Raw genomic sequence first — 19,348 nt, forward strand, 5'->3', positions numbered from 1 at the left:
CTTGGGAACAAGTAGCTCATATATTGCATAACACGGTCTGACATTTTGTTGGGTAGAAAACCAAGTTTGTCGGTAAATGCATCGAACTTGCGTTTAAAAGCAAATAGCTTCGGAATAAATTTCGCGCCAAGTTTACTGATAACGATAAACATATCTTTGCCATACTTTTTAGATACGTCATAGCAGTCGCGGTGCAGATATTCGCCTGAATCAGGTAAGTTTTTAAATGTAGAAAGTATGTCGCGACGCACTTTAGTGAAAACCGCAGCATCTTTAGACCCTACATAAAACACCTGTTTCTTTTCAGGTATAGGGAAAGTGTCTAGTCTCACGGCAAACACCGCGAGTTTACCTGCACAGCCTGAAGCTTCATGAAGTCTTCTGCCGTCATTATTGAAGCGAGAAGGTGTTTCTGAATCAACGTCTCGAACTCGTTCATCATACTCGTTGTCTGATGCACGAGCGTCAGGGTGCTGAACGTCAGCTTCTTTGTAACGTTTGTTCTCAAGGTTATTCAATATCTCTTCCGGTTCACTCCCTAAGTTAATACCTAGGTTGTTAACCAGAGATAAATCGCCGTTGGCGTCAATTTGCGCGAAAAGCGCAAGTTCGGTGTACGCTGGACCCCGTTTAACCAATGCGCCGCCAGAGTTATTACAAATACCGCCCACAATAGATGCGCCAATGCATGATGAGCCAATCACCGAGTGTGGCTCGCGCCCGTAAGGCGCTAACGTTTCTTCTAGTCCAAAAAGGGTACTGCCCGCTAACCCTACAATTTGCTTACCGCTATCCACTAGCTGTATGTCGTCAATACGCATGGTGCTGATAATAACCAGCGGTCTGTCATAGTCTTTACCATCTGGCGTAGAACCACCGGTTAGGCCGGTATTAGCTGCCTGCATGATAACTGCAACGTCGGCTTCGACACATAATTTGAGCACTCGCCAAATTTCGACAAGCGTACCGGGTCGCACGACCGCAAGCGCCTCACCAGCACCAAAGCGAAACCCTTTGGTGTACGGTTGCTTTTTCGCTTGATCAGTTAACAAATAGGCTTGCCCTACTACATCTCGCATAGATGCAATCAAAGACTGAGTGTCAACATTTACGGTCATGGCTCTCTCTATGTTTCAAATGGGAAGAAATAATGTGGTGATGAACTATACACTAACGCCAATTTTAACAAAGGGGGCGAGCGCTTTTTCTAGAGATAATTTACTTATATTTAATGCATTATGCAGATGTCATTACTGCTATTACGCCGGCTAATTTCCATGGCATTTTTCGGCTACTTTATTTATTTCAAACGCTTAACTGTTTGGTGTTGATAAAGTCGATAGACACCAGGTATGGCATGAGATTCAAAGAGTTAAGCCATGAGGCTTTTAAGCCAAGTCTACAGGTCTTTTTCACTGTAACATTTTGTTACGCTTTGGACGGTCAAGTAAGGCTAGTGGAGTATTGTAAAGACCTTGTATAGTTCGTAAGGTTGACAATCACGAAAAGGAGCTTTCATGTCAAATCACGCGTTCGTACTAACAAGAAATAGTTACGGCGAAAATACAAGAAGGGACGAAGCTTATGAACGATTCCTTAGTATTTTACCGTCGTGTGGATTCAGCGTTACCAGTGGTGCTATACACCCACCACGTAGCGTTTTAAACAATACCTATACCTTCTTTATAGATGCCCAGTATTGCGACTCAATCGCCATGCTCAACTTGCCCGTTGTTAATGATTATCCCGATTTGAATAAAGTTATTTTCAATGTTCCACAAGCCGACATCGATTTTCATTACGCGGCACTTCAGCACGGCATCAATGGGGTTTTTCATATCGAAGATAGTTTAGAGTTGTTAGTTAGAGGTGTTCAGCAGGTTCAGGCAGGTAACAAATGGTTTAGTCGCGAAATTATGAGCCGTTATATTGATGCCAATTTAGTGCCAAAAACTAAGCCGGTTGCTGCGCTTCAATCGTCAACTACAGTCCTAACCAAACGAGAGCTAGCCATTACGCGCAAAATTGCAGATGGCGCGCAAAATCAAGAGATTGCGGATTGTTTACACATCAGCGTCAATACGGTGAAAACTCATGTGTACAGCATTTTCAGGAAAACTGACTGCCGCAACCGCGTAGAGCTCATTAAGTGGTTCGACCATCAGTTTAGTCAGCCACAGCAAGTAAGTTATTAAGTACTCTCCTTACGTGCGTGTGGCGCCTACGCTTTAGCGCGCCATACGCCCTTTTCCATGCCCTGCAGTACCAATTCGGTCACCGCTTTTTCTATACTTTGCTTAACGCACTCGAACATAGGCTCATTGGTAGTATACCCTGTCTCAGCTTCAAGCAGGCGCTTTAGCGATACATACCTAAAGAGCCCAGCTCTTACTTCTTGGCTCAAGACTTTTTTAGAGGTAGAAACCGACACTAAGACTTGCCCTGTTCTTACATCAACCGCCCGCATATAAATGGAGATTTGATCTTCACGGAATAGTTCACTTGCGCCAATGCCAAAATATTCCACGCCAGCGCCCCCTGTACGAATGTTCGTATCGTAGCTGATTATACCGCCTTCAATAATGATTCTAGCCGTAGTAAGCGGGGGCAAATCACTACCGTTGTTTTCATCTGCACGAATAATTTTTCGCTCGGTAAGAATATTTTGTAAACCTTCACGTTCTACAGGTAAGAACCACGATGTTTCACTCAAGGTTTGAACAAGAATCGACGTAGCACCTTGCGTTACAGCGGTAGAAAAAGAACTGGCCCCCGTACTGGGTTTGTACTGGCCTGTCTGGTCTCTGAACGCATAAACCGAAACGGGGATTTGCCCCATAGGTGCGGGTAAGCTTTTTACTTCCGATAGGGTTTCGCTGTCTTCAATGATCCCTGCCGCAGTCGTATCTGGCGGCAGCGTGTTGGTAATTGATTGGCAGCCAGAAAGTGCTATAGCCAATAATAAAAATACGGTACTTCTCATGTGTTTCCCTACCCAAACCGTGGAATTTCGACAACCGTAACTTCACCTGTTAGCAGGTTAGTAATATTCACTACAATGCTATCAGGGTTACTGGTAATCAGCTCTACCTGAAAATCACCACTGACGAATATGCTGTCTTGGTTAAATATGCTATCTATGGGATTTCCATCTTCGTCATATTCCTGCTCGCCAAAGGCGATGTCAGTAATTTCGCGAACAATACGATTAATGTACGCACGCTCAAGAGACTCTTGTAGGCGTTCATCATAAGAGCGCTCACTTAGCGGTGCGCTATGCGCATTCTGTGAATTAGCTTTGCTAAGTAAAAATGACCCATTAAGTGGGTTGCCACCAAACGATGGGTTAATAGGCTCATAGACCAACTCTGTCGCAAAGGCACTGAACTGAAATACAGCCCCCAAGGTTATTAATGCGGTGATTAACGTCCTTTTCTTCATTACCATTCATCCCCTGCTAAATCTGGGCTTCTACTATCTATACTTGCGTTCGCGACAGCGTCTAATACTAAAACGATAGCCTGCTGAACTTTCTCATCTAACGGTACTTGTCTGCGCCCCATGTACGTTTGATAAACCACTCTATTGTCGTAAATCACCGAAAGAAGAGTACCCGCTTGTGGAACAATAATTTCTTTAACAACAAGGTTCTTACCCGAACTGTCTGGGACTTCTCGCCAGTATTGGCTAATGCGAGAGGCAAATTCGTGGCCTTGGCGGCTAATACTGTTATCGAGCAACAGTCCACCTAGCCGAATTTCTTCTGCGTGAATCGGAGAAAAGAACACACTAAAAAGCAGTGTGATAAGAGAGAAACAATACAAGTACTTCATTTTACTGAATATAGCCGGGCAAACGCCCGGCTACTCACTTTTACATCTGTAGGTTTACATCTGAACAACGGTAGCTACGTTGTAGTCACCAACCTGCGTAACACTTACTGTGCCGCCATTGCCAGTGATACTACCTGTTACTAGGTTGTCGTTACCCATTTGCGTAACTTCAAATGTATTCATATCACCAGAAATAACGAACTGACCACCCGCGTCGTCTGTTACCCAGTTTCCTACGCCTTCTTGCATAACACTAACAATATTGTCGTCACCGTTAACCAATAGGTCTAGTAAGTTAAGCTCGCCCGTTTGCGAAACCATAATTTCGTTGTAGCTTGATGTAACGTTGCTTGCCAACTCAACTGATGCCGTATTTTCAACACCCTCTTGAGACATTTCAATGATGTTGCCATCAGCGTAGTAAGTTGCATCACCAATACCAGCTTGTGCTAACGCCAAGTTGGCATCGCCATCTTGCTCAATTTCAACGGTGTTAAACAGGCCATCGAAATTAACTGTGCTGATTTCATTGGCATCACCTACCTGAGTTAAATCAAACTCGTTGAATAAGCCAATTACGCCAGCATAAGCCGTGTTGCCTTCGCCCACTTGGTTAATTTCGAACGTATTCGCTTGTCCGCCGATAGTTTCTACGGTAGCTAAGTTAACGTCACCGATTTGATCGATATTAACTTCATTGCCAGAGCCTTCAAATACTCCTGTGGTAATCTCGTTGCCATCTCCATCTTGTTCAAACTCTAGCACATTACCGTCGCCAACCATGCTCCAACCCACAGCGTTCTGGTCGCCATCTTGGTCAATTTCAACTTCGTTTTCTGAGCCGATAACGGTTAAATCAGACACGTTGTAATAGCCGTCTTGAATAACATCGATAACGTTCGCATCACCGCTTAACTCGCGAACATACGATTCGTGCCAGTCGCCACTTTGATCTACAAAGACAGTGTTATCGTTTCCTGCAATCGCATTGTTAGCCCAGTTACCACCATCACCTTGATACACAGATAATGTGTTACCGCTCCCCGCTATGCTGTTTATAGAGCGGTTGAAGATAAAGCCAATGGGGCCGCCGTCGCCTAATTGAACAAGTGAAACTAGGTTATCATCGCCCTCGACAACGAACTCTGCCGTGCTGTCTAAACTGTCTTGCTCAGACTCCAAGAAGTTTCCGTTACCAGTAACGCTTGCAAAAAAGGTGTTACCCGATTGCATTTGCGATGCAAGCACTTCGTTGGCATCACCGATTACCTCAACCACAATAGCGTTAAGGTCACCTTCTTGGCTTAGAACTGATTCATTACCTACTTCGTTCCCTTCTGGCGCCGTTTGGGTTAGCGTAATCTCATTACCTTCTGCTGCAGCAATGAAATCCGCTGAAGCATTAAAGTCGACTGATTTGCTCGCTGGAACTTCCTGAGCTGACGCCCACCCTGTCGCTGCTACTAAAAGCAATGCACTCGCTATTTTTGTTTTTTTCATTTTCACGTTCGTCTCCCTATGGCAATTGCATCATTCTTTGTATTGCGTGATGTTAATTACCATTTCGTTCCCTATCTGATAAACAGTAAAAGACTGCTCACCCAGTTGATTAACATTGGCAACATTGTCAAACCCATCTTGGATAATCTCGAAGTAATTGTTGTTGTTTTGCTGCAATAAATTCACGACATTTCCCTCACCAAGTTGGGTGATTATCGCTTCATTATTACTGCCATTTTGAACAACATTTGATAGGTTTGCGCCGTTACCGCTTTGAATGATGTTAGTTATGTTATTTAACCCAAACTGGCTGACAGAGATGAAGACCGTTTCATCATCTATCGTAATAGCTTGGGCATTCAGACTCATTGAAAGAGAAGATTCCACCATGTCGGAGCTTGTTGATAAATCGGACTGTTGAGCATGTGTTGGAAGGTTTACGGTTAGAAGACTACACCCCATAAAAGCAAAGAATATTGCGCGCTTGAAGGTCGCTACACTCTTAGCAAGTTGGCGCTTTTTAACCTCTAACTTCTTGTCCATGAGAACGACTACTTCCTTGATTAACAACAAAGGTGACCCCTCTATAACACTCCTTAAAACAGCTAGAATCTATCACCAATAAGTTGTATTTATTACAGGTACAAAACACGTCCTACTCGCCGAATCAGCGTCTTAACGATTAAAGGTCATACCATAGTACTAGTTTCACACTGAGGCGATGAGCAATCTTCGCCATTGGTAAGACCAGACAATTATCTTTTTGTTGTTGAAAAAATATACTCGAGTTTTTCACTCGAAAGAAACACATAAAAGAGTGACGCGGAGTTAATAGTTAAGTACTAGTTTTCATCTTTTCCACCGTGTTTACCTAGTGGTTAAGTTGTATTTTTATACAATTTTTTACGATAAAGGTGGCAGCTTCGTGAATTTGCGTTATATGTTTTAACCGTTAGTTATATCAGACCGAGCGAGAAGATTTCGTGATAACAGCACTATTGCTAATTATGGAATCTAATTATGAAAACAAAGCCTTTTAAAACAGGCCTTTCAGCATTGTCATTAGCCCTACTTCCGCTAATGACGTCTAGTCATGCACATGCCGCAACAGCCGAAATCTTCGATGATAGCGTCATCGTGGTTTACAAAGAGAATGTAAGCAAAGCGGAAAAAATGCGTGCCCGTTCATCGGTGGGTGCTCGAATTAGCGACGCCAATAGAGATGAAATTGACGATCGCTTTTCGAACCTTCTAAATGGTCGTATCGCTAAGCTCCAGCTTCGCGGTAAATCAGTTAAAGATGCTATTGAAACACTAAAGAAAAACCCTGCCGTTAAAATTGCAGAGCCAAATTACCTGTACCGTAAAGCTCTTGTGCCGAACGACCCGTCTTACGGTGACTTGTGGGGGTTAAACAATACAGGCCAAGCCGGCGGTACAGACGACGTGGATATTGATGCGCCAGAAGCGTGGGATATCACCACCGGTGACAGTGACGTGGTGATCGGCGTAATAGATACCGGTGTTGATTACACCCATGAAGATATCGCTGATAATGCATGGATGAACCCAGGCGAAATACCAGGAAACGGCATTGATGACGACGGTAACGGATATATCGACGATGTATATGGTATCGATACTGCAAACGGAGATACCGATCCGATTGATGACGACTCTCACGGTACACACGTCGCAGGTACCATTGGTGCTGTAGGCGGTAACGGTATCGGCGTGGTGGGCGTAAACCATGACGTATCAATTGCTGCGTGTAAATTCTTAGGCGCCGATGGCACAGGCTCTACAGCAGGGGCTATAGAGTGTATTGATTACTTTACCGACTTAAAAGAAAACCGCGGCATAAACATTAAAGCGACCAATAATAGCTGGGGTGGCGGCGGCTATAGTGAAGCGCTAGAAACTGCCATTGAAGTCTCTGGGCAGGCAGGCATACTGTTCGTTGCTGCAGCGGGTAACGCAGGGTCAAACAACGACAACGTCGATAACTACCCGTCTAATTATGTGACGACGACTAACAGCTTGATGGCTGTTGCCAGTATCACGCGTAACGATAGCGATAGTGGCTATTCATACGGCATTGAAACCGTAGATATTGCCGCGCCGGGTTCGGCAATTTTATCAACAATTCCAGGCGATAGTTATGCGGCTTACTCAGGTACGTCGATGGCAACGCCTCACGTTGCTGGTGCCGCTGCGTTAGTATGGTCGCTAAACCCAGAGCTTACGCCTTCAGAAATGAAAGAGTTATTGATGGCAACCGGTGAAACCAGCCTATGGGCTGACGGGCGCACAGTGTCGGGCAACCGGTTGAATGTGCTAAATGCCCTTGAAGAAGCAGATCCTACGCCAGGCTTTAAGCTCGGTATTACGCCGGGCTCTGCTGAGATTGAAGCAGGCGAAGCTTATACCTTCACCATCGAAGTCGGTTCTATTGCTGGCTACGAGGAAGAAGTTCAGCTATCTCTTGCTGAAGAGAGCGACATTGCTTCCCTAAGTGCTAACACTGCGATGCCTGGCGATACTGTATTACTTATGGTTGAAACCGCTGAAGACACGCCGTGGGGACAGTACAGCTTTACCGTTAACGGCGTAAGTGGCGAGATTGAAAAGTCCAAGTCGGCAAACTTGTATGTTTACCCTCAGGGTCTCAATGACTTCCCTTATGATTACTCGGGCGACCCCGTTCCAACCCTTCCTAACGAAGAAGATCCGGATGATGTGGGCGTAGACCTTGTTATTAACATACCAGATGATTTAACCGTATTCGGTATGCAGGCTTCGGTAAATATTACTCATACCTATAGCGGTGACTTGGTGCTTTCGCTTACTTCTCCTCAAGGTACAACTACCGTTCTGCGCCAAAACCAAGGCGGCGGCACTGACGACATTGTTGAAAGCTACGATACCGACGCATTTAACGGCGAAGTTGCTACAGGCGATTGGACACTGAACGTACTTGATACCTTTAATGGCGATAACGGAACAGTAAACGATTGGAGCCTAGTCGTTACTGGCATTGGAGAAGTGGGGCCAACACCGCCAAACGCAGCATTTACTTACGGTGCTTCTGGCTTATCGGTCAGCTTTACTAACAACAGCAGTGACGTTAACGACGATATTGTTAGCTATAGCTGGGATTTTGGTGACGGCGCCACATCAACAGAAGAAAGCCCTACCCACGTATATGCGGGGACTGGTGCTTACGATGTCACGCTAACGGTAACTGATTCAGAGGGGCAGACAGATGTCGCTACTGAAACTGTAGCCGTTTCTGATAGCAACATTGTTGCAGAAATTGACCGCGCTATGCTGTCTCGTTTCGGTTCACTAAGAGTTGACTTATCTTACAGCGGCTCGATGGCAGATACTGTTATGATTTATCGCAACGGTGAATTGCTTGAGGAAGTGAGCAACACTGGCCGCTATCGCGACAGAAGTCGAGGTGTTCAACCTGGTGAATATACTTATATGGTATGTGACGAAACATCAGCATGCTCTGCGCCAGTGACGGTAAACCTTTAAGGTTTTCTGTTTTAGCGAGATATGCCAAATATTGTTTAATCAAAATATAGGTTAAACCCCATATTGAGCAACTGCCGGCCCATGGAAGGGCCGGCTTTTTTGTGCGCTTACTTAATTAAAAGGCAAACGCGCCTAAGCCATCGGCTTATTCACTATAAGCCAAATTCAACGTAAACTAGATGCATTAAGTATCAGCAAGAATTTTTCATGAATATACTGATCATTGACGATCATGAGATAGTACGGGACGGAATCAAAGCGCTCATTGAACAAGAGTATGGCTGGCACGTTGTTTATGCGGTAGATTCGATAGGGGCGCTTCCCTCCTACGCATCGTTTGATGAAGTCGATGTCGCCATTTTGGATATCTCACTGGTAAATGAAAGTGGCTTCGACACCCTCGTAAAGATTAAGCAGCAAGCGCCTTTTGTAAAATGCTTAATGCTTAGCATGTACGAACATGTCGGCTATATCAGCAAAGCGCTCGAACTTGGAGCCGACGGCTACGTAACGAAAAACGCAGCGACGAAAGAGTTAATGAACTCATTAGAGTCGCTGGAAAGAGATGAAAACTACTTAAGCTCTGATATTAGCAAGAAATTAGCATTTGGAGACAAGTGCTTAACCTCGCTCCTCACCGATAGAGAAAAAGAAATTTTTCTACTTTTGGCAAAAGGGTTTCAGCCCAAACAAATTGCCTACCACATCGATACCGCCCCCAAAACGGTCATGGTTCACAGAACGAATATTTATAAAAAGCTAAACGTAACCTCTCAGTTCGGATTGCTAAGAATTGCATTGGAAATAGGTTACCTTGATGTTTACGATGTCATTAATGACGATGCATTAGTCAAAACCATTTGATGAGTTTGAAACCGTACATAAACACTTCGTTTTTGTTCATGGGGTTGATGTACACCGCCCTATTTCACAGCGTATGGCTAATCAGCACCCAGTTCGAAATAATTGCCAGTACGGTAAGCTGGTATTTGCCCGCAGGCGTCCGCTTTGCTGCGTTTATGCTACTTCCCTTACGAAGCTGGCCTATGCTGCTTTTTTCAGAAAAACTCACTCACTTTGTTTTATTTCACCCTGGTGGAATACTCGATAACACCGCATTTTTAAGCGGTAGCTTAGGGTGGTATCTTGTTCATTTACTCCTATCACCCGCTTTACTTTGTACTAGCGTTTATATCTTCAGACGCTGTTTTAAAGCACCTTATATCAGCAACATAAACAGCACGCTTGCCACACTCGGGGTCGGTTTAATTATTAGTGTTGTACTTGGGGCCGTCTTTATTGGAAGAAGGGCGATAGAGCTTCAAACTGATATCACGGTGTTTTTTCCCCTACTTTTTGATTTCTCATTAGGTGACTTTGTCGGCCTCATCGTACTGTGCCCTCTTCTCTTTGTATTATACGATCGTGAGCACTTACACCGGGTCAACACCACCCTGTATTGGATAATTGGCGCTTGGCTATTCTTGCTGTTACTAAGTAGCTATGCCTATAGCCACGGGACGAATATTAGCTACCAAGTAAAATACCTTGCTGTATTCCCCGCGTTGTTCCTATCCTATCGCTATGCAGTTACGGGCAGCGCTTTATCCTGCTTATTAGTGGGGGTAACCGCCTTTGTTGTGGCAATTCAAAGCGATTTGTCTCCGCTTGAACATCAATTTTATATCATCGCGCTGTGTGTAAGCTGCCTTATTCTAGGCGCTTCGGTGAATCACGTGAGCAAATGGGTGGCGAGCGATTAATGGGCCCTGTTTTTAAGAAGGTCACTCATTTCATTGGGCGCCCTCATAACGATGATGAGTTCGTTGAACTAGAAGTATACGCGGGCGGCATGGTTGCTGTTGAAGCTGAGCTAGTATTCGAGTTAGGAAAAGAAATTACTCCAGGTTCAATTGATACTAAGGGGCCACTTAAACACTTAATTAACGCAGTCTATGCCGGCGTTGAAATAGCCTCAAGCCCGGTAATAGACTTAAATAGCTATGGACCTACTGCAATCATCAGCGATTTTGGGGTTAACCAAGGGATGGTCGTTGGCGCACCTATCGAGCAATGGGATTCAGTGATTGAGAACATACAGACTTCTGTATTTATCAACAATGAACATATTAACTCTGCCCCTTCTAACAACGTATTGCGTGGCCCTATGGCTGCCGTGGCATATTTAATTGATCAAGCTGCGGCACGCAACATTACGCTACCTAAAGGTTGTATGATTTGTTCTGGTGCTATCACCGGTGTTCACGACACCGTTGCCGGGGCTAGCGCTACGGTAAGCTTTGAGGGCATTGGCAACATCAACATGAAGTTAATTCCTGTCACGCCATAGCGTTTCTGACAAAGCGGTAATCCGATACGGTTAATTACCGCTTTTCTGCCTCCTTTTGTGCTACATTGTCGTTGATTTCACACATATTTTGACAGTCTTATGCATAAAATACCTTTTGTTAATTTCTGCTTTTTAACCCGCTTAGCTGGCCTTATTAAACCCAATTCGAGGCAGCTTATCGTTATTGCTTCATTTTTTATACTTGGTGGTTGTGTGAGTACGCAAGATACAACCCCTTATGCATACATATCTTCTCCTTCGCCCTATCAAGATGTTGTGAGCGCTCAACAAAGGGCAGTTAAGCAAGACAAACTACTATTAGTTGTGCTTGGTGCACAGTGGTGCCACGACAGCACTGGCTTAGCTGAGCGCTTTTCAACTAAAGAGATGGATCTTATCTTACGTGCCCATTACGAAACCGTATTTGTTGATGTAGGAACGCTAGAAGACAGAAGAAATATTACCGAGCGGTTTGATTATCCAATTTACTACGCCACGCCTACCGTTATGGTTATTGAGCCCCAGTCAGGCGCCTTATTAAACAGAGCATCTATGGATATTTGGGGGCGCGCTGATAGTATTCCTTTGGCAGAATACATGGCGTATTTCTCACGCTTTCCAGCTATGACAACATCGCAAAAAGCGAAGTTAATCCATTGGAAAGCAACAGAAGAAGAACGTGCGTACAATAAAAAGCAAGCGGCGAGGCTTCAAGCTGCGTATGATACATTAGGCCCGCTGCTAGCGCAGGATTTAGCGGGTAATACGCCTGACGGGTTGAATTCACTATGGAAAGAAACGAAGAAGTTTCGTACAGAACTACAAAAAGTCTTAGTAAAACGAACTGAAATAACGCTAGATCCTGAAGGCGGTAACGGCGTTAATACTAAACCAGCACTTCGCCATTACCATCCTTTCTCTTGGGAGCGAAACTAACGCTGCCTGCTCCCAAAAGAACGGCAGTGCTGCGAGGCCTTCGTACAACACTAAGCCCCGCTAGTTTCGTCTATTTAAGCCTTAGCACTCGATGCACTGCTTTGGTTTGACCCGTTACTGCTTCGGCGCTTTGATGGGCGACGAGTACCATTGCCCTCAGAGCCAGTATTTCTTTGCCTAACAGGTTTACCACTCGTATTTCCTCGTCCATTGGATTTACTTGAGCGATTACCACCGTTTCCGCTTCTGTTATTTGTACTTTGCCCATTTCTTTTACTTTGCGCGCCTTTTTCACTCTGGCTGCTACCTTCACCTTGGGGGGCTTTCGGCTTTTTCGCTTTCTTGGGCTTTTTCGGTTTAGATAGCGTTGTAGGCGGTACAACTTGCTGAGGCTCAAACCCTTCTAGCGTTTCACGAGGAAGCAATTTTTGAATAAGTGTCTCTATATCTTTAAGATTCTGTAGCTCTTCGGCGCTAACAAATGACCAAGCTTGGCCGCTGGCACCAGCACGTCCAGTACGGCCTATTCTATGTACGTAGTCAGCTGCCGTATTTGGCAAATCAAGATTTACCACAATAGGTAATTCACTGATATCAATACCACGGGCCGCAATATCGGTGGCAACCAGTACTTTTATATCACCATTTTTGAAATCAGCGAGGGCTTTTGTTCTCGCCCCTTGGCTTTTATTACCATGTATAGCTGCACTAGGAATTTTTGACCGAGTCAACTTTTCTGCAATGCGGTTGGCGCCGTGTTTTGTGCGGCTAAATACGAGTACCTGTTCCCACTTTTGTTGTTTTATCAAACAAATAAGCGCAGTGGGTTTTTTTCGATTTATCAATGGTCACTAGATGCTGCTCTACAGCATCGACGGTAGTGTTAGCCGGCGCGGTTGAAATACTTACCGGATTGCGTGTAATGGTTTTGGCCAGCGTGGTTATTTCGTCAGAAAAGGTGGCTGAGAAAAGTAAGCTTTGACGGTCTTCAGGCAACAGTTTAAGCACTCTCTTAATATCGTGAATAAAGCCCATATCTAACATTCTGTCGGCTTCATCTAATACCAAAACTTCAAGTTGAGAAAACTTCACCGCGTTTTGCTGATATAAATCTAACAACCTGCCTGGTGTTGCGATAAGTACATCTACGCCTTTGCGTAACTTTATCATTTGAGGGTTAATGCCTACACCACCAAATACGACGGCTGTTTTTAACGGTAAAAACTCGCTAAATGCGCAAATACTTTCTTCAACTTGGGCAGCTAATTCACGAGTTGGCGTCAAAATAAGCGCCCTAACGTTATTTGCAGACACCTTTGGACCCGACATCAATCTTTGTAGAATTGGAAGACCGAAACCCGCCGTTTTCCCGGTTCCCGTTTGCGCCGCTGCTAGCACATCCTTCCCTTCCAATACTTCTGGAATTGCCTTTTCTTGGATAGGTGATGGTGTGCTAAACCCACGTTTTTCAATAGCTTTCAACAAAGGTTCAGCGAGCCCTAATTGGGTAAATGACATTAATAAACTCCTGTCATGGGTATTTTAATAAAAGTTGCCTACCGCAAGGTATAAGCGCTAGTGCTTTATTGCTAACCGCGGGGGTTATAGATTACTGGGGAAACCTAAAGAGATACGCCATCGCCAACTTGGCTTACTGGTGTTTGAAATCAAGAAAAGAACGTATGTATTTACTCTTACAAATTGCGCGCGGAGTCTACCACTAAACGCCCCACGCCACCAGCGCATTTTTTGTTCAACTCTACCAATCATTGTTTTTGTTAAAGAAAGCTATTTGTTTAAAACGTCGCTTTTACTAAAAAAGTGTAAAAAGAAATCTATCACCTGCGAGTGCATCGTATTACGGCCTTTTTTAGACTAATTGCTGATGAATTACACAAGAAAAAAAGATAAAACGTCTATACTCAATGGGTATTGGAGATGTTTTAAATTTTGCTGATTGACGTTCTCTCAATGCACGCTTTCCTCCGGTATCAACGACAACTAGAGTTTTTTTCTTGAAAAGTCTTCGTTCTCAAATTTCTTTCAACACTGTCACATCAATCGCGATTATTAGCGCGTTGATCATTACCTTATCAATTTACGTTTATGAAAAACTCTACATTGAATTTGTATCTACCGAAGTTAATGCCATTGGTGAAAATATCTCGGTTGATCTTATTGATTATATCAATGAGCCTGCAGGCAGCTTTAATCAAACTGAAGTATTGCTTAGGCTAGATGAGTATGAGTATGCGGAAACGGCTTACATTTTCAATAGCCAAGGGGAGTTATTGAACGTTTACATCGGGCAAGCGGGTTTGAAGGCGCGAGCTAAACCTAACGCATTTGAAAGTAACGTAGACGGTAGCCAGATTTTTAAAATAGATACATCATCAAAGGCCTCTAATGCGCTAGAAGACGTCAATTCGATCACCGCCCTCGCACTGGGTCTACACCACATTAATAACAAAGTGGTAATGGTGAAAACAATAGGTGAACCCATATACCCGCTTGGAAAGTTTATCCTAATTTTCAATCTCCAAGAGGCCATAAGAGATAGTCGAGAACGCTATATCACCTTAGTTGCCCCTTCCGTTGTTTTTCTTATTTGCCTCTCTCTTCTTGTCTCGGTAAGAGCCCAACGCAAGGTGTTCAGACCTCTCAATACCCTTATTAAAACCATGGATAGTGTGGTTGATGATAAAAATTACGATGTAAAAGTAGAAGAAACGGAGAGAGTAGAAACCCTTGCCCTTTCTCGCGCTTTTAACAATATGATGGGCAACATACAGGCCGAATCTGAAGCCAATCAGCAAAAGAATGCATTGCTAGAAAAGCAGCAGTCACAGATGGAACGCCTTGCCAATTTCGACGCGCTCACCGGTTTACCTAATCGACAATTTTTAATGAAAATCCTGTCTAGTGAACTGACTAAGGCGCGAACGAACCGTAGTGAACTTGGCCTTCTTTTTGTGGATATTGATGGCTTTAAGTCTATTAATGACTCATTCGGCCATGATACCGGCGATAAATTTTTATTACATATAAGCGTGATCATGAGCAAGCTGCTTGACGAAGCCTATACGCTAGGTCGCTTGGGGGGCGATGAGTTTATTATAATAGCACCAGATATAGGTGACCCAAAGACGCTAGAAGATATGGCTGCCAAGCTTGTAGTCGCAGTGTCTCGTACCCATATTTTTAACACCTTGCGATTAGACTCAGGCGTAAGTGTTGGGCTTGCCCTCGCCAGTGACTGTAACTATGAGCTTTCAAGCCTCATTACCAACGCCGACGTGGCAATGTACAAAGCCAAGGGCAGTGGTAAGGCGAGATTTATGTGGTTCAACGAGGAAATGCTTGCCGACACTAAACGGAAAGTACTCATCTCAACCCGTCTATCTAGTGCATTAGAAAATGATGCGTTTTATCTGGCTTATCAAGCAAAAGTCGACGCTGAACAAAATATCATAGGGTTCGAAACACTTTTGCGTTGGCATGATGATGTACTCGGTCACGTGTCGCCCGCAGAATTCATTCCTATTGCAGAGCAAACCGACAAGATTTCATTAATTAGTATGTGGATTATAAAGCGATTGGAAATTGAAGCCCCCCGCTTAATCAAGTCCTTCGGTTCGCAAATTATTATATCGATAAACTTGAGTCCACAAGACTTAAATAGCGAACGCTTAACCCAATTTATATTGAAGGGAATGAGAGAAAACAAGCTACCGGCAAAAAACCTTGAGATTGAGATTACCGAAACCGCGTATATGAATAACTTCAACGTGGCTAATAGCTTTTTCGAATCGATTAAGCATTATGGTTGTCAGCTTGCGTTGGATGACTTCGGTACCGGTTACTCATCGCTAAGCTACTTGACCAAGTTTGATATCGACACATTGAAGATAGACAGAAGCTTCGTCAACAACATTGGCATTTCTGAGCAATCAGAACTCATCACAAAAACCATTATAAAAATGGCAAAAAGCTTAAACTTCTCGGTCTGTGCGGAAGGCGTAGAAACCCGAGAGCAGGCGGCATTTTTACTTCGAAATGGGTGTCATGCGCTTCAAGGGTTTCTTTACAGTAAACCCACTCCCCTTGAAGACGTTTTAGCTACTTCACGAAGGCGCGCCTTATAAGCAAGGCGCTTTCGTTGTATGAGGCTTATTAAAGGCTTTTGTATATCACAGTTAGGTGTTCAGGCAATTCAGTTTCAGCAGGTACATACCCCACGGCACCTTTGTTGTTAGCAATATATGCTAGCATTGCTTCCAACGTACCGAACTCTTTCGGTGGGGTCATACGACCGCTAAAACGCATTTGTGCCCAATAAGATTGAATGCGAGATTCAGGCAGAGTAATAATCTTGGCATTAAAAATGGAGCGTGACCGGTTACCGGGCGCCATAGCAACCGGATGTAAGCCCATACCCTGTGTATAACTATTATTCATAAAAAGCGTTCTTACATCTGCTTTAGTAAACGCTAAGCTACTTTCTGAAACATTAGCCACAACCCAAATATTGTCTTGGGCAATTGCGGCGCGAGCCCCTAGTAACAAAAGCACTATTAGCGTGTATCTAAACATTAAAATACCCACTCGAGTGCTACTTGGTAAAGCGTTGCGTTTCTATCAAAGCGCTGGTCATCAACTACAAAAAAAGAGGTTTTCCCTTCTTTGCCATCTAGAAAGGAGACTTCAGCCTTAAGCGCAACATTTGTCTTTACGTCCCATCTTGCGCCGAGCGTCCACGTATCGAGATCGTCGGTTGGAAAGTAACTATTTAACTCCTCAACCGCATAATAAAGCTGGTCGAGCGCGGGTGTGACACCTACGGGTATCGTATTCTCAACGGTATTAATTGACTGATTTGAAGCGGCATAAGTGATATGAAATAACACGCTTTCACAGTAATAACCGTACGAAACATAGAAGCTTTCTAAGTTAGCCAGAACGTCGATATCAGATGATACTTTCATCCATTCCCCGCTTAAGTACCAGTTTAGCGTGTCATAGCTCGCGCCAAGAAGAAAAGCACTAGCACTGTCATTGATTTCAAATCGCTCTGAGATATCGTCAAAACCTGCCGCTTTCAGCCCTTGAATGAGAGGCGCAATTTCATCTATTGATGTTTCTACCTTCGGACCTTTGATTGTCGCGGTTCTCAATTGAAAACCACCGTAATTCACTTCTATGACGCCGCCATAGAGTTCATCTACTTCAACTTCAACATCAATACCACTTGAGATGAGATTATCTTTATAGCCTCCATAATACGCTTCAAAATCGACCACAGCGTCGCCAAACGTTGCACGATAGCGGGAACTAACCCCTTCGTACTGAGAAAACATGTAGCTGCTATACAACTGCTGTGGGGCATTTATCCAAGGGTATGCAAACCCTACGTCAATAACATCAGAATACTTCAGAAAAGGGGTTCGTAAACGACCAACGTTAAACTGCCAGTCTTCGACTGGGGCATAGGTAAGATATAACCATTCGACGCCAGACTTTCGGTCTTGGTCTGTATGAAGTAAAAACTGAACGGAAGCTGATAACGTTGATGAAAACCCATAGTCAGCTTGTACAGCAATAAGCGATTTTTCAGAAAAACTGACGCCACTATCGTAACCTTCATAGGTGGCAAGATTTGTATCTAACTTCCCACCTACCGCCCTGGCAAAGCCCGAAAGTTCGAGTTTGTCAGTGCCACCCATTCCCTCTAACGAGAATAAGCATGCGACTGTGGCCATCACGGCTAGTAACGATTTGTTTAAGGACATTGTATTAACTTCTAAACAGCCAATAAGAGGGCTTTCGTACTGTAATGATAGAGCGTAACTGGCATATCAGTAAATGATAGTGGTAGTTTGCTAAATCGACAATAGAGACTTTAGACAAAAGAGCCGGCAACGATGCCGGCTCTTTTTCGTGCTTTATTTTATTCTGTCTTTTACCTATTAAACCTGTAGGCACGCCTGTGTAATAAGGTCCCATTGCTTATCTGCAACCCATTGCGGTTTAGCAACCCAGGTACCACCTGCAGCAAATACGTTATTTAATGCAAGGTAATCATTAAAGTTGTCGGGCGATACTCCACCGGTTGGGCAGAATCGTGTGTCTTTAAACAAACCTCCTACGGCTTTTAGAAAAGCCGCGCCGCCAGATAGTGACGCTGGAAACAATTTCATTTCTCTAAAGCCATGTTCTCTTGCCAGTACAATATCAGACACGTTTGACACACCAGGAAGCACAGGTAACCCCGATGCTACTAGCATGGTAAGCAAACGTTCAGTTACCGCTGGTGTAACAATAAAGTCTGCCCCGGCATTTATCGCGGCATCAAGTGATGCTTTATCAATGACGGTACCAGCACTAACAATCATGTGCGGCAACGCCGCTTTAATAGCGCTAATACATTTCGCAGAGTGCTCTGTGCGCAAAACCACTTCTACGGTCGTCAGTCCCGCTTCTGACATTGCGCGAGCGATCGCCACGCCGTCAGCTTCATTATCTGCTTGAATGATAGGAAGCAATTGTTGCTTGCCCATAACTTCTGATATCTTTTTCATGTATCGTCTCTTGATATTGAGCGGGCCATCTCGGCCTGAATTTTTTAGTTAACGCGTTCCAGGGCTAAGCGAGCGAAGGGGAAAAGGATGAAACTAAATCAGAGTAGGATGCTTTATCCACTATAGCCCCGGGATGTTGAATGACGAAGCCTGCACACTGGACGGCTTTTTTAACACAGCTTTCTGGTTTTTCGCCCGAGAGGTAAGCACCTAGGAAAACACCGTTAAAAGCGTCCCCTGCTGATGTTGTATCTACGACGTTTTTGACAGGCGTCAATCCCACTTCAGAGACTTCCCCCTCGGCATCCACCAGTGTTACCGCGCGACTTCCGTTTTTAATAACTAGCAGCTTGAAAGAAAACGGGGCTAAAAACGAAACAATTTCCTCTACTGATTCAAACCCGTATAAGAAGTTAAAATCTTCAAGCCCTGGTAAAGCGATATCTGCAACTTCAAACGCTTTTTCATATAAGGCTTTTGCATCGTTTCTGCCTTTCCACAACGCTGGCCGATGGTTCATGTCGAAAACTATTTGGGTGCCGCTGTCTTTAAGTTTGCCTAGAGGCTGTTGATCTTTGAACATTATTTGTTCAGCAGTACATTGGTAG

At 44.2% G+C, this 19,348-nt stretch carries 17 protein-coding genes and 1 pseudogene; 7 read left to right on the top strand and 11 right to left on the bottom strand.

The genetic code is table 11. The features are described 5' to 3' along the window. Positions 1 to 1,118, bottom strand: a 1,118-nt coding sequence (gene dld, locus ACX5J7_RS00005; RefSeq protein WP_498705645.1) for a D-lactate dehydrogenase, incomplete at its 3' end; no start/stop codon positions are given. A 399-nt stretch (positions 1,119 to 1,517) separates the two neighbouring features. Here dld and ACX5J7_RS00010 point away from each other — a divergent pair. Next, positions 1,518 to 2,195: a helix-turn-helix transcriptional regulator gene (locus tag ACX5J7_RS00010; protein ID WP_498705647.1), complete on the top strand. Its 678-nt coding sequence runs from the start codon at positions 1,518 to 1,520 to the stop codon at positions 2,193 to 2,195. Positions 2,196 to 2,221: 26 nt separating this feature from the next. Here the strand turns inward: ACX5J7_RS00010 and ACX5J7_RS00015 are convergent, their stop codons facing one another. The 5 genes from ACX5J7_RS00015 to ACX5J7_RS00035 are packed head-to-tail and all read right to left on the bottom strand — an operon-like array spanning position 2,222 to position 5,876. Beyond that, on the bottom strand, positions 2,222 to 2,983 hold the full coding sequence (locus ACX5J7_RS00015; RefSeq protein WP_498705649.1) for a CsgG/HfaB family protein: 762 nt from the start codon (positions 2,981 to 2,983) through the stop codon (positions 2,222 to 2,224). Positions 2,984 to 2,991: 8 nt separating this feature from the next. Further along, positions 2,992 to 3,447, bottom strand: a complete 456-nt coding sequence (locus ACX5J7_RS00020) for a curli assembly protein CsgF (protein WP_023559884.1) — start codon at positions 3,445 to 3,447, stop codon at positions 2,992 to 2,994. Then, positions 3,441 to 3,833 carry a CsgE family curli-type amyloid fiber assembly protein gene (locus ACX5J7_RS00025; protein WP_498705652.1) on the bottom strand — a complete coding sequence of 131 codons (393 nt, stop codon included), beginning with the start codon at positions 3,831 to 3,833 and terminating at the stop codon, positions 3,441 to 3,443. Before ACX5J7_RS00025 ends, ACX5J7_RS00020 begins: the two co-directional genes overlap by 7 nt. A 54-nt stretch (positions 3,834 to 3,887) precedes the next feature. Next, a complete protein-coding gene (locus tag ACX5J7_RS00030; RefSeq protein WP_498705654.1) occupies positions 3,888 to 5,333 on the bottom strand; it encodes a curlin in 1,446 nt (481 codons plus the stop codon). Between the two features lie 30 nt (positions 5,334 to 5,363). Continuing rightward, positions 5,364 to 5,876 carry a minor curlin subunit CsgB gene (locus ACX5J7_RS00035; RefSeq protein WP_020744252.1) on the bottom strand — a complete coding sequence of 171 codons (513 nt, stop codon included), beginning with the start codon at positions 5,874 to 5,876 and terminating at the stop codon, positions 5,364 to 5,366. Positions 5,877 to 6,353: 477 nt separating this feature from the next. Between ACX5J7_RS00035 and ACX5J7_RS00040 the strand changes: the two genes are divergently transcribed. The 5 genes from ACX5J7_RS00040 (at position 6,354) to ACX5J7_RS00060 (ending at position 12,162) form a co-directional block, all read left to right on the top strand. Then, positions 6,354 to 8,876: a S8 family serine peptidase gene (locus tag ACX5J7_RS00040; protein WP_474376806.1), complete on the top strand. Its 2,523-nt coding sequence runs from the start codon at positions 6,354 to 6,356 to the stop codon at positions 8,874 to 8,876. 207 nt (positions 8,877 to 9,083) lie between these two features. After that, positions 9,084 to 9,740, top strand: a complete 657-nt coding sequence (locus ACX5J7_RS00045) for a response regulator (RefSeq protein WP_012519700.1) — start codon at positions 9,084 to 9,086, stop codon at positions 9,738 to 9,740. Between the two features lie 47 nt (positions 9,741 to 9,787). Next, a complete protein-coding gene (locus ACX5J7_RS00050) occupies positions 9,788 to 10,639 on the top strand; it encodes an MASE1 domain-containing protein (RefSeq protein WP_278383626.1) in 852 nt (283 codons plus the stop codon). After that, on the top strand, positions 10,639 to 11,226 hold the full coding sequence (locus tag ACX5J7_RS00055; RefSeq protein WP_278383625.1) for a hypothetical protein: 588 nt from the start codon (positions 10,639 to 10,641) through the stop codon (positions 11,224 to 11,226). Before ACX5J7_RS00050 ends, ACX5J7_RS00055 begins: the two co-directional genes overlap by 1 nt. 213 nt (positions 11,227 to 11,439) lie before the next feature. Next, a complete protein-coding gene (locus ACX5J7_RS00060) occupies positions 11,440 to 12,162 on the top strand; it encodes a thioredoxin family protein (protein ID WP_232362875.1) in 723 nt (240 codons plus the stop codon). A gap of 74 nt (positions 12,163 to 12,236) precedes the next feature. Here the strand turns inward: ACX5J7_RS00060 and ACX5J7_RS00065 are convergent. Further along, positions 12,237 to 13,680, bottom strand: a pseudogene (locus tag ACX5J7_RS00065) (DEAD/DEAH box helicase). Positions 13,681 to 14,177: 497 nt separating this feature from the next. On the opposite strand from ACX5J7_RS00065, the gene ACX5J7_RS00070 reads away from it, so the two are divergent. Beyond that, positions 14,178 to 16,307, top strand: coding sequence for an EAL domain-containing protein (locus ACX5J7_RS00070; RefSeq protein ID WP_278383624.1), 2,130 nt, complete (start codon positions 14,178 to 14,180; stop codon positions 16,305 to 16,307). A gap of 28 nt (positions 16,308 to 16,335) precedes the next feature. On the opposite strand, the gene ACX5J7_RS00075 is transcribed toward ACX5J7_RS00070, so the two are convergent. From ACX5J7_RS00075 to ACX5J7_RS00090, 4 genes are all read right to left on the bottom strand, one after another. Beyond that, positions 16,336 to 16,755, bottom strand: a complete 420-nt coding sequence (locus tag ACX5J7_RS00075; RefSeq protein ID WP_287151179.1) for a hypothetical protein — start codon at positions 16,753 to 16,755, stop codon at positions 16,336 to 16,338. Further along, positions 16,755 to 17,951, bottom strand: a complete 1,197-nt coding sequence (locus tag ACX5J7_RS00080; protein WP_012519707.1) for a hypothetical protein — start codon at positions 17,949 to 17,951, stop codon at positions 16,755 to 16,757. The genes ACX5J7_RS00075 and ACX5J7_RS00080 overlap by 1 nt, the downstream gene beginning before the upstream one ends. Before the next feature lie 177 nt (positions 17,952 to 18,128). Continuing rightward, positions 18,129 to 18,740, bottom strand: coding sequence for a bifunctional 4-hydroxy-2-oxoglutarate aldolase/2-dehydro-3-deoxy-phosphogluconate aldolase (gene eda / locus ACX5J7_RS00085; RefSeq protein WP_012519708.1), 612 nt, complete (start codon positions 18,738 to 18,740; stop codon positions 18,129 to 18,131). 64 nt (positions 18,741 to 18,804) lie between these two features. Then, positions 18,805 to 19,348, bottom strand: a 544-nt coding sequence (locus ACX5J7_RS00090; RefSeq protein WP_498705660.1) for a PfkB family carbohydrate kinase, incomplete at its 5' end; no start/stop codon positions are given.

The sequence above is a fragment of the Alteromonas infernus genome, assembly GCF_902705815.1.

What these genes read in the sequence shown, in the direction of transcription:
- ACX5J7_RS00010 (WP_498705647.1), top strand. Translation starts at nt 1,518, where the DNA reads ATGTCAAATCACGCGTTCGTACTAACAAGAAATAGTTACGGCGAAAAT.
- eda (WP_012519708.1), bottom strand. Translation starts at nt 18,740, where the DNA reads ATGAAAAAGATATCAGAAGTTATGGGCAAGCAACAATTGCTTCCTATC.
- ACX5J7_RS00075 (WP_287151179.1), bottom strand. Translation starts at nt 16,755, where the DNA reads ATGTTTAGATACACGCTAATAGTGCTTTTGTTACTAGGGGCTCGCGCC.
- ACX5J7_RS00030 (WP_498705654.1), bottom strand. Translation starts at nt 5,333, where the DNA reads ATGAAAAAAACAAAAATAGCGAGTGCATTGCTTTTAGTAGCAGCGACA.
- ACX5J7_RS00050 (WP_278383626.1), top strand. Translation starts at nt 9,788, where the DNA reads ATGTACACCGCCCTATTTCACAGCGTATGGCTAATCAGCACCCAGTTC.
- ACX5J7_RS00080 (WP_012519707.1), bottom strand. Translation starts at nt 17,951, where the DNA reads ATGTCCTTAAACAAATCGTTACTAGCCGTGATGGCCACAGTCGCATGC.
- ACX5J7_RS00015 (WP_498705649.1), bottom strand. Translation starts at nt 2,983, where the DNA reads ATGAGAAGTACCGTATTTTTATTATTGGCTATAGCACTTTCTGGCTGC.
- ACX5J7_RS00040 (WP_474376806.1), top strand. Translation starts at nt 6,354, where the DNA reads ATGAAAACAAAGCCTTTTAAAACAGGCCTTTCAGCATTGTCATTAGCC.
- ACX5J7_RS00045 (WP_012519700.1), top strand. Translation starts at nt 9,084, where the DNA reads ATGAATATACTGATCATTGACGATCATGAGATAGTACGGGACGGAATC.
- ACX5J7_RS00025 (WP_498705652.1), bottom strand. Translation starts at nt 3,833, where the DNA reads ATGAAGTACTTGTATTGTTTCTCTCTTATCACACTGCTTTTTAGTGTG.
- ACX5J7_RS00035 (WP_020744252.1), bottom strand. Translation starts at nt 5,876, where the DNA reads ATGGACAAGAAGTTAGAGGTTAAAAAGCGCCAACTTGCTAAGAGTGTA.
- ACX5J7_RS00055 (WP_278383625.1), top strand. Translation starts at nt 10,639, where the DNA reads ATGGGCCCTGTTTTTAAGAAGGTCACTCATTTCATTGGGCGCCCTCAT.
- ACX5J7_RS00020 (WP_023559884.1), bottom strand. Translation starts at nt 3,447, where the DNA reads ATGGTAATGAAGAAAAGGACGTTAATCACCGCATTAATAACCTTGGGG.